At 65.5% G+C, this 13,159-nt stretch carries 13 protein-coding genes; 10 read left to right on the forward strand and 3 right to left on the reverse strand.

Annotated elements, in window-relative coordinates; all coding sequences use genetic code 11:
• Window positions 1-14: 14 nt before the first annotated feature.
• Complete coding sequence (locus tag AC5ZFO_RS32245) at window positions 15-716, forward strand: RluA family pseudouridine synthase (RefSeq protein WP_028150500.1); 702 nt, start codon at window positions 15-17, stop codon at window positions 714-716.
• A gap of 104 nt (window positions 717-820) precedes the next feature.
• A complete protein-coding gene (locus tag AC5ZFO_RS32250) occupies window positions 821-1,930 on the forward strand; it encodes a DUF2336 domain-containing protein (RefSeq protein WP_282524163.1) in 1,110 nt (369 codons plus the stop codon).
• Window positions 1,931-2,063: 133 nt separating this feature from the next.
• On the opposite strand, the gene mtaB is transcribed toward AC5ZFO_RS32250, so the two are convergent.
• Both mtaB and dapF read right to left on the reverse strand, forming a co-directional pair.
• A complete protein-coding gene (gene mtaB / locus AC5ZFO_RS32255) occupies window positions 2,064-3,317 on the reverse strand; it encodes a tRNA (N(6)-L-threonylcarbamoyladenosine(37)-C(2))-methylthiotransferase MtaB (RefSeq protein WP_282524162.1) in 1,254 nt (417 codons plus the stop codon).
• Window positions 3,317-4,192: a diaminopimelate epimerase gene (gene dapF, locus AC5ZFO_RS32260; RefSeq protein WP_282524161.1), complete on the reverse strand. Its 876-nt coding sequence runs from the start codon at window positions 4,190-4,192 to the stop codon at window positions 3,317-3,319. Before dapF ends, mtaB begins: the two co-directional genes overlap by 1 nt.
• 206 nt (window positions 4,193-4,398) lie before the next feature.
• Here dapF and AC5ZFO_RS32265 point away from each other — a divergent pair, with 206 nt between their 5' ends.
• Together AC5ZFO_RS32265 and AC5ZFO_RS32270 are read left to right on the forward strand one after the other, a co-directional pair.
• The gene (locus AC5ZFO_RS32265) at window positions 4,399-5,142 is read left to right on the forward strand and encodes a GyrI-like domain-containing protein (protein ID WP_282524160.1); all 744 of its coding nucleotides are present in this window, start codon (window positions 4,399-4,401) and stop codon (window positions 5,140-5,142) included.
• A gap of 5 nt (window positions 5,143-5,147) precedes the next feature.
• Window positions 5,148-5,864 carry an SIMPL domain-containing protein gene (locus tag AC5ZFO_RS32270; RefSeq protein ID WP_282524159.1) on the forward strand — a complete coding sequence of 239 codons (717 nt, stop codon included), beginning with the start codon at window positions 5,148-5,150 and terminating at the stop codon, window positions 5,862-5,864.
• Between the two features lie 92 nt (window positions 5,865-5,956).
• Here AC5ZFO_RS32270 and AC5ZFO_RS32275 read toward each other — a convergent pair whose 3' ends face one another.
• A complete protein-coding gene (locus tag AC5ZFO_RS32275; protein ID WP_282524158.1) occupies window positions 5,957-7,021 on the reverse strand; it encodes an MBL fold metallo-hydrolase in 1,065 nt (354 codons plus the stop codon).
• Window positions 7,022-7,468: 447 nt separating this feature from the next.
• Between AC5ZFO_RS32275 and ffh the strand changes: the two genes are divergently transcribed.
• The 6 genes from ffh (at window position 7,469) to leuC (ending at window position 13,100) form a co-directional block, all read left to right on the forward strand.
• Complete coding sequence (gene ffh, locus AC5ZFO_RS32280) at window positions 7,469-9,013, forward strand: signal recognition particle protein (RefSeq protein ID WP_282524157.1); 1,545 nt, start codon at window positions 7,469-7,471, stop codon at window positions 9,011-9,013.
• Between the two features lie 85 nt (window positions 9,014-9,098).
• Window positions 9,099-9,431: a 30S ribosomal protein S16 gene (rpsP, locus tag AC5ZFO_RS32285; RefSeq protein ID WP_014490649.1), complete on the forward strand. Its 333-nt coding sequence runs from the start codon at window positions 9,099-9,101 to the stop codon at window positions 9,429-9,431.
• Window positions 9,432-9,440: 9 nt separating this feature from the next.
• Window positions 9,441-10,010, forward strand: a complete 570-nt coding sequence (rimM, locus tag AC5ZFO_RS32290; RefSeq protein WP_282524156.1) for a ribosome maturation factor RimM — start codon at window positions 9,441-9,443, stop codon at window positions 10,008-10,010.
• 117 nt (window positions 10,011-10,127) lie between these two features.
• The gene (gene trmD, locus AC5ZFO_RS32295; protein WP_282524155.1) at window positions 10,128-10,883 is read left to right on the forward strand and encodes a tRNA (guanosine(37)-N1)-methyltransferase TrmD; all 756 of its coding nucleotides are present in this window, start codon (window positions 10,128-10,130) and stop codon (window positions 10,881-10,883) included.
• A gap of 108 nt (window positions 10,884-10,991) precedes the next feature.
• Window positions 10,992-11,372 carry a 50S ribosomal protein L19 gene (gene rplS, locus AC5ZFO_RS32300; protein ID WP_063980390.1) on the forward strand — a complete coding sequence of 127 codons (381 nt, stop codon included), beginning with the start codon at window positions 10,992-10,994 and terminating at the stop codon, window positions 11,370-11,372.
• A 321-nt stretch (window positions 11,373-11,693) separates the two neighbouring features.
• Complete coding sequence (leuC, locus tag AC5ZFO_RS32305; protein WP_282524154.1) at window positions 11,694-13,100, forward strand: 3-isopropylmalate dehydratase large subunit; 1,407 nt, start codon at window positions 11,694-11,696, stop codon at window positions 13,098-13,100.
• The last annotated feature ends 59 nt before the right edge of the window (window positions 13,101-13,159 follow it).

Consider the following 13,159-nt stretch of genomic DNA (forward strand, 5'->3'; position numbering starts at 1 on the left):
CGAAAGTCTTGCAATTGCTCGATGTTCCCGAATTGACCGCCGACGAGATCCTGGCGCGCGTGCTCCATCGCGACGGGCTGATGTTGGTCATCGACAAGCCCGCCGGCCTGCCGGTGCATCGCGGCCCCAAGGGCGGGGCCAATCTGGAAACGTCGTTCGACGCGCTTCGTTTCGGCCTGCCGCGGCCGCCGGTGCTGGCCCACCGGCTGGACAAGGACACCTCCGGTTGCCTCGTGCTCGGCCGCCATCGCAAGGCGACCGCCTCGCTCGGCCTCCTCTTCAAGCACGGCAAGATCGGCAAGACCTACTGGACCGTGGTCGAGGGCGGCCCTGCCGAAGACGAAGGCACCATCGACATGCCGCTCGGCCGGCTCAATGCCGAGCGCGGCTGGTGGCAGAAACCCGATCCCGAGGGCCAGAAGGCGATCACAAATTGGAAGGTGATGGGCCGAGGCGACGGGCTGACCTGGCTCGCCATGGAACCGGTGACCGGCCGAACCCATCAATTGCGGGTGCATTCGGCCGCGACCGGCTGGCCGATCTTCGGCGATAACATTTACGGCAACGGCCCGCGCTTCGGCGAGCCGCGGCTGCACCTGCATTCCCGCGAGATCGTGGTGCCGATCTCCCGGAACAAGGAGCCGATCCGCGTGGTGGCGCCGGCCCCGCCCCACATGCACGAGAAGCTCCGCGCATGCGGGTGGAACGGGGAATAGCGCCGCCCCGGGTGCGTGGTTTACGAAACGTTCAGTGCTCGTCTCTAATGATTGCGATTGCTTAGAACAAGCTTCCGTCATCCGCTCAGGACGAGCAACGCGTCATGTCCACGGCCGAGTTTTCGATCATCGATGAAGTCGAATCCGCGATTCGGCTCGGCTCGGCGGAAAAGGGCCTGGAAACGGCCCGCCGCGTCACCGATCTGTTCCTCTCCTCCGCCGGAAGTTTTGATAACGAGCAGATCGCACTGTTCGACGACGTGCTCGAGCGCCTGATCGGCACCATCGAGCTGCGCGCCATCGCCGACATGGGCGCACGCGTAGCGCTGGCCGAGATCAGTGCGCAGCTTGCGCCGATCGCGCAGGCGCCGCCCTCCGTGATCCGCCGCCTCGCCAATAATGACGAGATTCGCATCGCCGGACCCGTGCTCCAGGAATCCGCGCGCCTCGACGATGGCGAACTGGTGAAGATCGCCTCCAGCAAGGGCGAGCCGCATCTGCTCGCGGTCGCCGGGCGCTGGTGGCTGAAGGAGATCGTCACCGATGCGCTGCTGGCGCGGCGCTATCCCAGCGTCAGCCGGCGGCTTGCCGCCAATCCCGGCGCGCGCGTTTCCGGAAACGGATTTGCCGTCATCGTCGGGCAGGCCGAGGCCGATCCCGAGCTCGCCGTGAGCGTCGGCGTTCGCGTCGACCTGCCGTCCGACTTGCGCCGCCGGTTGCTGCGTTCTGCGACGGATGCCGTGCGCACCCGGCTGCTGTCGCGCGCACCGCCGCATCTGTTCGAGGAGATCCAGGGCGCGATCGCCGCCGTGACCGTCGGTGTCGAGCGCGAGATGTCGGTCGTGCGCGATTTCGAAGGCGCCAAGCGGGCCATCGCAAATCTCAAGGCGACTGGCCAACTGACCGAAGCGACGCTGCTCGGCTTCGCCACGCAGCGGCGCTACGAGGAAGCCGTGGCTGCCCTGGCGGCACTGTCCGGATCGACCATCGAGGTGATCCGTCCGCTGATGCAGAGCCTGCGCGAGGACGGCCTGCTGGTGCCGTGCAAGGCGGCCCAGCTCAGCTGGGAAACCACAGCCGCCGTGCTCGAGAGTCGCTTTGCCACCGGCGCGATGAAACCCGCTGATATCGCGAGGGCGAAAAGCAATTACGCGCGAATGACGTCGGAGAACGCGCGGCGGACGCTGCGATTCTGGCAGGTGCGGGCGTTGTAGGCCCGCTGCTCATCACACACTCCGCCGTCATTGCCCGCGAAAGCGGGCAATCCAGTATTCCAGAGACGGCAGCGATAGAACCGAGGAGCCGCGGCGTACTGGGTCGCCCGGTCAAGCCGGGCGACGACACTGCCTATACGGTCAACCGCTCGCCATCGCTGCCGGCAATCATCAGCGGCACCACACGACCAACACGTTCGCCCGCGATCGCCATCGGCAGATAGTGCTCCGTGCGGCCCTGGCTGTCGCTCTCGATCAGCACGTCGCGCGTCATACCCACTTCCTCTTGCAGCCGCCGTCGTAGTGCCGCTTCGCCCGCCGCGCGCAGCCGTTTCGCGCGCTCCTTGATCGCACCGCCTGCCACCTGCGGCATCCGCGCGGCCGGCGTGCCGGGGCGTGGCGAATACGGGAAGACGTGCAGGAACGTCAGGCCGCACTCCTCCACGAGATCCAGCGAGCGCGAAAACATCTCCTCGGTCTCGGTCGGAAAGCCCGCGATGATGTCGGCGCCGAAGGCGATGTCCGGGCGCAGGCGGCGGACCTGGTCGCAGAACGCGATCGCGTCGTGGCGCGAATGCCGTCGTTTCATGCGCTTCAAAATCATGTCGTCGCCGGATTGCAGCGACAGGTGCAGATGCGGCATCAGGCGCGCATCGTCGCCGATGGCATCCAACAGATCGGCATCGGCCTCGATCGAATCGATCGAGGAGATGCGCAGGCGCTTCAGCTCCGGCACATGCCGCAAGATCTGCTTCGTCAGCATGCCGAGCCTCGGTGCACCCGGCAGGTCGGCGCCATAGCTGGTGAGGTCCACACCGGTCAGCACGATCTCGGCATGGCCGCGCGCGACAAGCGCCCGCACCTGATCGACCACCGCGCCCATCGGCACCGAGCGTGAATTGCCCCGGCCGTAGGGGATGATGCAGAACGTACAGCGATGGTCGCAGCCGTTCTGCACCTGCACGAACACCCGCGGCAGGCCACTCGCAAAGCCGTCGATCAGATGCGGCGCCATCTGCTTCACCGCCATGATGTCGCTGACGGCGATTTTTTCGCTCGCACCGAGATCGAACGCGGTACGCGCATCGCGCCAGGCTTCGCTGCGCATCTTGTCGTCATTGCCGAGGACGCGATCGACCTCGGCCATGTCTGCGAACATCCGGCTCTGCGTCTGCGCCGCACAGCCGGTGACGACGATGCGCGCACCCGGCCGTTCGCGCTTCAATTTACGGATCGACTGGCGCGCCTGCGCCACCGCTTCGTTGGTGACGGCGCAGCTGTTGATGACGATGGTGTCGGAAAGGCCCGCGCCCTCGGCCTCGCGGCGGATCAGCTCGGCCTCGAAGGCGTTGAGGCGGCAGCCGAAGGTGACGATGTCGACGGCCATCAGCCGACCGGCGCGAACAGCGCCGGATCGAAGGAGCCCTCGTATTCGAAGGTCGCGGGGCCCGTCATCAGGACGTGGTCGTCGCTTTCGCGCCATTCGATCCCGAGCTTGCCGCCGGGCAGCGTGATCTCGACATTGCGCTCGGTGCGCTTCAGCCGCGCGGCAGCAACCGCGGTCGCGCAGGCCGCCGAGCCGCAAGCTCTGGTCAGGCCCGCGCCACGCTCCCAGGTACGGATCGTGATGTGCTGGGGATCGACGATATGGGCGAGCGTGATGTTGGCGCGCTCGGGGAAGATCGGGTGATTTTCCAGCAGCGGACCGAAGCGCTCGAGATCGTAGGCGTTGACGTCCTCGACCCAGAAGATCGCATGCGGATTGCCCATGCTCGCCACCGAGGGCGAATGCAGGATCGGATTGTCGATCGGCCCGATCTGCAATTCGATGTAGCGGGTGTCGCGAAACTCTTCCGCCAGCGGAATGTCCTGCCAGCCGAATTTCGGCGCGCCCATATCGACGGTGTAGAGATCGGGTGCTGGGCCCTGCCAGCAATTGAGCAAGCCCGCGGCGGTCTCGAACGTTGCCGTGGTCTGCCCGGTCTTCTCGAAGATGCGCCGCACCACGCAGCGCATGCCGTTGCCACAGGCGCCGGCCTCGGAGCCGTCATTGTTGTAGATGCTGATGAAAGCCTCGGTGCCGTCGAACCGCGGCTTCCGGAGCACCATGAGCTGGTCGTAGGGCACGCCGCCCGGCGCGGACGCGACCGCGCGGGCGTCGTCCGGCGTCACCGGCGCGGCGGTATCACGCATGTCGACAACGACGATCTCGTTGCCGATGCCGTTCATCTTGGCAAATGCGTGGTTGGCCAGAGCGCTCATGAAATGTCCCGAATTTCGCCTGCCTTATATGGCGATCCTTGGTGGCTTGGCCAGTGATTTGCCGCCATGGCCATGACGCATCTGTCATGGGACGAATTCGGCACTCGCGTGTTAGAACGGCGCGGTTCGCGCGATCCGGGACGCGCGGCCGGCTCAAAGCCTTGAGGACGTAAGGCCTTGGCGGATAAGCCCTTGGGGAGAATAGAATGAATCGTTTTTGTCGCCTCGCACTGCTCGCGCTGATCCCGGCAGCGACCATGTCGTTTGGCGTGCCCGGCGCTCCGGCGCAGACCCCGAGCCCGGCGCCAGCCGCGTCGGCCAGCCCGTCGCCGGCTCCGTCGGCCTCGCCCTCCCCGGCCGCAAGTACCGCACCTGCGCCCGCGGCGGCACCCTCTCCGGCGCCCTCGCCTGCGGCCAGCGCTTCGCCCTCACCCGCTCCGGCGGCCCCACCGCCCGCTGCGGCCGCGACGCCTGCCCCGGTGCAGACCGCCGATCCCTTTGGCCTGGAGACCACGCTCGAGCCGAAGAAGGTCGTGATGGTCAAGGGCACCGCCAATTGGGATTCGGCCTTCGACACGCTGATCGACGCCTTCAAGGCGCTGAACACGCTGCTGGACAAGCAGGGCATCAAGCCCGCCGGCAATTCGATGATCGTCTACACCTCGACCGACGACACCGGCTTCACCTTCCTGGCCGAGATCCCGGTCGAGCAGGACCCGAAGAACCTGCCCAAGGACATGAGCATCGGCAAATCGCCGGAAGGCAAGGCATTGAAATTCGTCCATCGCGGCTCCTACGACAACATGGACAACACCTATGAGGCGATCACCAATCACCTCGACGACAAGAAGCTGGAAGCCAAGGACACCTTTGTCGAGGAGTACCTCACCGATCCCCTGAAGACGGCGGAGGACAAGCTCGTGATCAACGTGTTCGTGCCATTGAAGTGAGAGAGATGAAGAAGCCTGCCGTCCTTTTTACGTCTTTTGCCGCCGCTGTCGCCGCCACGCTGTTGGCAACGCCCGCGCTTGCCGACGATTTTCCATCCGCCATCACGGTGAGCGGCGAAGCCACGATCTCCGCGGCACCCGATCTCGCGCAGATCGATGCCGGCGTCGCCAACGACGCCAAGTCGGCGAAGGAAGCCTCCGACGCCAACAACGCCGCGATGGGCAAGGTGCTGCTGGCGCTGAAGGGCGCCGGTATCGCCGAGAAGGACTATCAGACCTCGCGCCTGTCCTTGCAGCCGCAATACGGCCAGAACAAATCCACCGGCGCCTCGCCCGTGGTCGGCTTCCGCGCCTCTAACCGCATCACCGTGAAGATCCGCGACGTGACCAAGGTCGCCGGCATCATCGACACGCTGGTCGGCGCCGGCGCCAACGACATCGGCAACATCTCCTTCGAGGTGACGCAGGCCTCAAAGCTGCTCGACGATGCCCGCGAACAGGCGGTCGTGGACGCCCGCCGCAAGGCCGAGATCTACGCCAAGGCCACCGGCGTCACGCTCGGCGCGCCGCTCAGCGTGTCCGAAGGCGGCGCTCCGGTGCCGCTGTTCAAGGCAAGAATGGCGACCGCGCCGATGGCGGCGCCCGCGGCAGTAGCGCCGGGCGAGGAAACGCTGTCGGTGACGGTGAATGTGAGCTGGGCGATCAAGCCCAAAGAGCAATAGCAGGCTTCGTAAGAGTCACACTGCCTGCTGCAAATACAGCTGTCGTCCCCGCGAAGGCCGGGACGACAGCGGAGATTGACGCTGAGTCTCCGCTAAATCTCCACCACCTGCCCCGGCCGCATCGCCACGAACCGCTCCTGCGGAATCTTCGCGGCATCGAGCGCTTCGACCAGCGCCTTCGCCGGCGCGTCGATCGCTTCATCCGTCAGCTGGAACGTGCCGTGATGATGCCCGAGCGCGGCTTGCGCGCCGCAATCGGCCAGCGCCTTCACGGCGTCTTCCGGATTCATGTGCTGGTCGCGCATGAACCAGCGCGGCTCGTAGGCGCCGATCGGAAGGATCGCCAGACGCAGCTTCCCGTGCTTCTCGGCGACGCGGCGAAAGTGCCCGCCGTCGCCATAACCGGAATCGCAGACGACGTAGATTTTCCCCGCCGGCGTCTCCAGCACGAAACTCGCCCACAGCGCCTTGTTGCGATCGAACATGCCGCGCGCCGACCAGTGCCGGGTCGGCACCAGCGTCACGGCGATGCCGCCGCCGAGCTCGACGCGGTCGTACCAGTCGAACGCCTCCGCCTTGATGGTGGAATCGGAACTGCGCATCGTCACGTCGTTGCCGAGCGGGGTGACCACGCGCGGCGCAAAATTCTTGGCGAGCCGCGACAGCGTCGCGACGTCGAGATGATCGTAGTGTCCGTGCGAGACCAGCACGACGTCGATCTTCGGCAGCTTGTCGAAGGCAATACCGGGATCGTTGTGCCGTTTCGGTCCGGCCCACCCCACCGGCGAGACCCGCGTCGACCAGACGGGATCGACGAGGATGTTGAGGCCGGCGGCCTGGATCAGCCAGCTGGCATGGCCGACGAAAGAGAGCCGCACCTTGTCGCCGTCGACGCGGGCCGGCGGCGTGTCGGCGTGAGAGTTCGTCACCCACTCGGGCCAGGTCTCGCGCTTCCGGCTGCCCCCGAACTGCCAGCGGAACACTTCGCCAAGCGATCTCGGCGGCGCCCCGTCGGGATCGAAGAAGTGCAGGCCGTCGAAATGATCGGAGACGGGACCGTCATAGGTTTTCATGCGGGACATCCAGAGGGACGAGACACCGACCAGCGGGGCACCACCGGCAAACAGTCCGAAAACGCGGCGGCGAGTGATCGGCACAAGCGGCTTCAGGGATGGTAACGGAGATCAGTCATCGGCTTCTATATGGGCGAAGCCCTGCGAAAAGGAACCGGCCACAAAAAGTTCCGTATTTTCAGAGCCTTGCCCTAGCAAAGGCACTCCGGCACCCTAACTTTCCTTGACTTTTGGGCGGGAGCGGCGTTTAACCCCGCCACTTTCTCGGAAAGGCTTTCTTTTCGACCCGCCGACTGGCCCTGGAGGCCAGAGGTCAACGCCCGACAGCGCTATGCGCCCTCGGGCGTAAAGGTGTTTGGAAGATCGCTTGCCAAGAAAGTGGTCATCGCCCGACTTGATCGGGCGATCCAGTATCCCAGAGGCCGCTCGGCTGAACCGAGGTGCCGCGGCGTACTGGATGCCCCGGTCAAGCCGGGGCATGACGGTGGTGAACGCGGCAACCCTGCGCGAGCAGGACAAAGGACAACGGCATTGTTCGACAGTCTGTCGGAACGGCTTGGTGGCATTCTCGATCGTCTGACGGGGCGCGGTGCGCTGACCGAAAAGGACGTCGACGCCGCGATGCGCGAGGTGCGTCGCGCGCTGCTGGAGGCCGACGTCGCGCTAGAGGTGGTGCGAAGCTTCACCGAACGCGTCCGCGAGCAGGCGATCGGCGCCACCGTCGTCAAGTCGGTCACGCCCGGCCAGATGGTGGTCAAGATCGTCCATGACGAGCTGATCAACACGCTCGGCGCCGAAAGCCAGACCATCGACGTCAATTCCGTGCCGCCGGTGCCGATCATGATGGTCGGTCTGCAAGGCTCCGGTAAAACCACCACCACTGCAAAGCTCGCCCGCCGCCTGGTCCAGCGCGACAAGCGCAAGGTGCTGATGGCTTCGCTCGACGTCTATCGCCCGGCGGCGATGGAGCAGCTGGCCGTGCTCGGCCGCGACCTCGACATTCCGACGCTCCCAATCGTTGCAGGCCAGCAGCCGCCGCAGATCGCGAAGCGCGCGATGGAGGCTGGCAAGCTCGGCGGCTACGACATCGTGCTGCTCGACACCGCCGGCCGCACCACGCTCGACGAAGACATGATGGCGGAAGCAGCGGCGATCAAAGCCGCCGCCAATCCGCATGAAGTGCTGTTGGTCGCCGATAGCCTCACCGGCCAGGACGCCGTCAATCTTGCGCGAGCCTTCGATCAGCGCGTCGGCCTCACCGGCATCGTGCTGACGCGTGTGGACGGCGACGGCCGCGGCGGCGCCGCGCTGTCGATGCGCGCCGTCACCGGCAAGCCGATCAAGCTGATCGGCACCGGTGAAAAGACCGACGCGCTGGAAGATTTCCATCCCGATCGTATCGCCGGCCGCATCCTCGGCATGGGCGACGTGGTTTCGCTGGTCGAACGTGCCGCCGCCAACATCGACGCCGAAAAGGCCGCGCGCACTGCCGAGCGCATGCGCAAGGGTCAGTTCGACCTCAACGACATGCGCGAGCAGCTGTTGCAGATGGCCAACATGGGCGGCATCAGCGGCCTGATGGGCATGATGCCAGGCATCGCCAAGATGAAGAACCAGATCGCGGCCGCCGGCATCGACGACAAGATCCTGAAGCGCCAGGTCGCGGTGATCGATTCCATGACGCGCGACGAGCGCCGTCATCCCGACCTGCTCAAGGCCAGCCGCAAGAAGCGCATCGCCGCAGGAAGCGGCCAGAGCGTCGAGCAGGTCAACAAGCTGCTCAAGATGCACCGGAACATGGCCGACGTGATGAAGGCCATGGGCTCGGGCAAGCGCGGCCCGCTCGCCGGCATCGCACAGGCGATGGGCTTTGGCGGCGGCATGAAGCCGCCCTCGCCCGAAGAGATGAAGGCGTTGCAGGAGAAGATGCAGAGCGGCGGCGGTGGCCTTCCGAATCTGCCGAAAGATTTGCCGGCTGGTCTGCGCACCGGCCTGCCGAACGTTCCCGGACTGACCGGGCTGAGCGGCAAGCCAATGCTGCCGGGCCTCGGCGGTTTTCCGGGCAAGAAGAAATGAGGAATTCGTCGCACGGGATCGTCAGCATCTCGCGCAACGCGGAATACCAATCAACCGAACAAACTGTACTTTGAAGGAGAACTAAATGTCCGTCGTTATCCGCCTCGCTCGTGCAGGCACCAAGAAGCGCCCCGTCTATCACGTCGTCGTCGCCGATTCGCGCTTCCCCCGCGATGGCCGCTTCATCGAGCGTCTCGGTTATTTCAACCCGCTGCTGCCGAAGGACAACGAGGCCCGCCTCAAGCTCGACATGGACAAGGTGAAGGCCTGGGTCGCCAAGGGTGCGCAGCCGTCGGACCGCGTGGCGCGTTTCCTCGACGCCGCCGGCGTCAAGAAGCGCGAAGCGCGCAACAACCCGCAGAAGGCCGTGCCGCGCAAGGAGCGCAAGGCGCAGGCCGAAGCCGCCGCGAAGGCGTAAGGTCAGATCATGTCGGCGCTGGTCTGCGTCGCGCGGATCGGCGCCGCGCATGGTGTGCGCGGTGCGGTCAAGCTGTGGACCTTCACCGAAGATCCCTTTGCCATCAAACGCTACGGTCCGCTTCTCGCCAAGGACGGCAAGCGCCAGTTCGAGGTCGCGCAGGCGCGCGAAGCGAAGGATCATCTGGTCGCGACGTTCAAGGGCGTCACGACCCGCGATGAGGCCGAGCGCCTCAACGGCATCGAACTCTACGTCGCGCGCGAAAAGCTGCCCGCGACCGATGCGGACGAATATTACCACACCGACCTGATCGGGCTCGCCGCCGTCACCACCGACGGCGACGCGCTCGGCCGCGTGCTCGCGATCCACAATTTCGGCGCCGGCGACATCATCGAGATCGCACCGCCCAAAGGATCTGCAAAGGGCACGACGCTGCTGCTGCCGTTCACAAACGCGGTGGTGCCGGAAGTCGATCTCACAGGCGGCCGCGTCGTGATCGCGCTGCCGCAGGAGGTCGAGGGTGAGGACGAAGGCAACGATCCCTCCCCGAGTCGTCCCCGCGAAAGCGGGGACCCATAACCACGAGACATGGTTTTTGGCTAAGCTGCTGGCTCCAGCCATCGCAAAACTGGCTGCGGTGGTTATGGGTCCCGGATCTGCGCTTCGCTTGTCCGGGACGACAAGAACTGAGATCCGATGACAAACCCCTCACCCTGGCGCGCGACGGTGCTGACGCTGTTTCCGGAGATGTTTCCGGGGCCGCTCGGCGTGAGCCTGGCCGGCCGGGCGCTGGCTGGCGGGCTCTGGGAGCTCGAGGCGCGCGACATCCGGGCCTCTGCCACCGACCGGCATCGGAGCGTCGACGACACCCCCGCGGGCGGCGGACCGGGCATGGTGCTGCGGGCCGATGTTCTGGCGGCGGCGATCGATGCCGTCGAGATCAGCCCGGACCGGCCGAAACTGCTGATGAGCCCGAGGGGTCGGCCATTGACCCAGGCCCGGGTGGTGGAGCTGGCCGAGGGTCCGGGTCCCCTGATCGTCTGCGGACGGTTCGAGGGGGTGGACCAGCGGGTGATCGACGGACGGGGCCTGGAGGAGATCTCGATCGGCGACTACGTGCTGTCCGGGGGCGAAATCGCCGCACTGGCCCTGATCGACGCCTGCGTCCGGCTCCTGCCCGGCGTGATGGGCAAGGAGGCCTCGGGAACCGAGGAAAGCTTCTCTGAGGGCCTCCTCGAATACCCCCAATACACCCGTCCGCAGCTGTTCGAGGGGGCTCCGATCCCGGAAACCCTGACCTCCGGCGACCACGCCAAGGTTGCAGCCTGGCGGCGGGCGCAATCCGAGGCCCTGACCGCGGCCCGGCGGCCTGATTTATGGGCCCAAATCCCGGCCAAAGCCCCGAATCGGGCCGGACGCCAAAAAACGCCAAAAAACAAGACAGACGGGTGACAAACCCTCCAGCTTGCCTTATAGGAGCGGCCACATCCGCAATAGCTGGATCAACGAATTTCGCGCAGCCCCCGTCCTGCGGCTGGGCGCGCCGATGGAGATTTACCCATGAACCTGATCCAACAGCTCGAAAAAGAGCAATTCGACAAGCTCTCCGCCAGCAAGGAGATTCCGGAATTCGGTCCCGGTGACACCGTGATCGTGAACGTGAAGGTCGTCGAAGGCGACCGTACCCGCGTGCAGGCCTATGAAGGCGTCTGCATCGGCCGTTCCGGCGGCGGCCTCAACGAGAGCTTCACCGTTCGCAAGATCTCCTATGGCGAGGGAGTCGAGCGCGTGTTCCCGCTGCTCTCCCCGATGATCGACTCGATCAAGGTGGTGCGCCGCGGCAAGGTCCGTCGCGCCAAGCTCTATTACCTCCGCAACCTTCGCGGCAAGTCGGCCCGTATCGTCGAGAAGACTGAGCACGCCAAGGCCGTCAACGAGTAAGCACCGCTACCAGACGAGTTCTAGAGAGCGCGGGGCAAAACCCCGCGCTTTTTTGTTGCGTCAGCCGTGCGCGTCAAAGCACTCGCGCTTCCAAATCGGCCTGCTATATATTCTTGGAATGTTTCCAGATCAGACCAGCCTCGCCCCCGTCACGCGCATCGTCATCGACGATCGCTCGCGGCTGCCTGGCCGGTTCTTCGGACGCTTCGCGACCTCGGCAACGTCAGAGCTTACGCGCGCAGCCTAAAAGCTGCGCTGACGATTTTGTTGCCCGCGCGTGACCGCGCATATCCGCACACAACATTCCTGGAGCTGAAGCTCATGTCCAAGCCGACCACATTGTACGACAAGATCTGGAACGACCATCTGGTGCACGAAGCCGACGACGGCACCTGCCTGCTCTATATCGACCGCCATCTGGTGCACGAGGTGACCTCGCCGCAGGCGTTCGAGGGTCTGCGCGCCACCGGCCGCAAGGTGCACTCGCCGGAAAAGACGCTCGCCGTCGTCGACCACAACGTGCCGACCACCGATCGCACCAAGCCGAATCCCGATCCGGAGAGCATCGAGCAGATCAAGGCGCTGGCCGAGAACGCCAAGGAATTCGGCATCGAATATTACGACGAGTTCGACAAGCGCCAGGGTGTCGTCCACGTCATCGGCCCCGAGCAGGGCTTTACCCTGCCCGGCACCACCATCGTCTGCGGTGACAGCCACACCTCGACGCATGGCGCGTTCGGCGCGCTCGCGCACGGCATCGGCACCTCCGAGGTCGAGCACGTGCTGGCGACGCAGACGCTGATCCAGAAGAAGGCGAAGAACATGCGCGTCACCGTCGACGGCAAATTGCCTGAAGGCGTGACGGGCAAGGACATCATCCTCGCCATCATCGGCGAGATCGGCACTGCCGGCGGCACCGGCTACGTGCTGGAATACGCCGGCGATGCGATCCGCGCGCTCAGCATGGAAGGCCGCATGACGGTCTGCAACATGTCGATCGAGGGCGGCGCGCGCGCCGGCCTGGTTGCGCCCGACCAGAAGGCGTTCGACTTCCTGCGCGGCCGCCCGAAGGCGCCGAAGGGCGCGGACTGGGACGCGGCGATGCGCTATTGGGAGAAGCTGCGCTCCGACGACGGCGCGCATTTCGACCACGAGCTGCGCCTCGACGCTGCCAAGCTGCCGCCGATCGTGACCTGGGGCACCTCGCCCGAGGACGTCATCTCGGTGACCGGCTTCGTGCCTGATCCGGACAAGATCGAGGAAGAGGCCAAGCGCCTCTCCAAGCATCGCGCATTGAAGTACATGGGACTGACCGCGGGCACCAAGATCACCGACATCAAGCTCGACCGCATCTTCATCGGCTCCTGCACCAACGGCCGCATCGAGGATCTGCGCGCGGCGGCGAAGATTGCTGAAGGCAAGACCGTTTCAGCACATGTCAACGCCATGGTCGTGCCGGGCTCCGGCCTCGTGAAGGAGCAGGCCGAAGCCGAGGGTCTGGACAAGATCTTCATCAAGGCCGGCTTCGAATGGCGCGAGCCCGGTTGCTCGATGTGCCTCGCGATGAACCCGGACAAGTTGGCTCCGGAAGAGCGCTGCGCCTCGACCTCGAACCGCAACTTCGAGGGCCGCCAGGGCTTCAAGGGCCGCACGCATCTGGTGTCGCCGGCGATGGCGGCAGCCGCCGCGATCGCGGGTCACTTCGTCGACGTCAGGGAGTGGCGGTAAGCCGCTCCCTGCAATTTGAGCTAAAGCGGCAAACGGCCGTTAATCAGCATCGCCGACAC

This window comes from Bradyrhizobium sp. Unk1, assembly GCF_059512345.1.

Excerpts from the sequence above, each read along its gene's own strand:
- AC5ZFO_RS32250 (WP_282524163.1), top strand. The coding sequence starts at position 821 with ATGTCCACGGCCGAGTTTTCGATCATCGATGAAGTCGAATCCGCGATT.
- mtaB (WP_282524162.1), bottom strand. The coding sequence starts at position 3,317 with ATGGCCGTCGACATCGTCACCTTCGGCTGCCGCCTCAACGCCTTCGAG.
- dapF (WP_282524161.1), bottom strand. The coding sequence starts at position 4,192 with ATGAGCGCTCTGGCCAACCACGCATTTGCCAAGATGAACGGCATCGGC.
- AC5ZFO_RS32265 (WP_282524160.1), top strand. The coding sequence starts at position 4,399 with ATGAATCGTTTTTGTCGCCTCGCACTGCTCGCGCTGATCCCGGCAGCG.
- AC5ZFO_RS32270 (WP_282524159.1), top strand. The coding sequence starts at position 5,148 with ATGAAGAAGCCTGCCGTCCTTTTTACGTCTTTTGCCGCCGCTGTCGCC.
- rpsP (WP_014490649.1), top strand. The coding sequence starts at position 9,099 with ATGTCCGTCGTTATCCGCCTCGCTCGTGCAGGCACCAAGAAGCGCCCC.
- rimM (WP_282524156.1), top strand. The coding sequence starts at position 9,441 with ATGTCGGCGCTGGTCTGCGTCGCGCGGATCGGCGCCGCGCATGGTGTG.
- trmD (WP_282524155.1), top strand. The coding sequence starts at position 10,128 with ATGACAAACCCCTCACCCTGGCGCGCGACGGTGCTGACGCTGTTTCCG.
- rplS (WP_063980390.1), top strand. The coding sequence starts at position 10,992 with ATGAACCTGATCCAACAGCTCGAAAAAGAGCAATTCGACAAGCTCTCC.
- leuC (WP_282524154.1), top strand. The coding sequence starts at position 11,694 with ATGTCCAAGCCGACCACATTGTACGACAAGATCTGGAACGACCATCTG.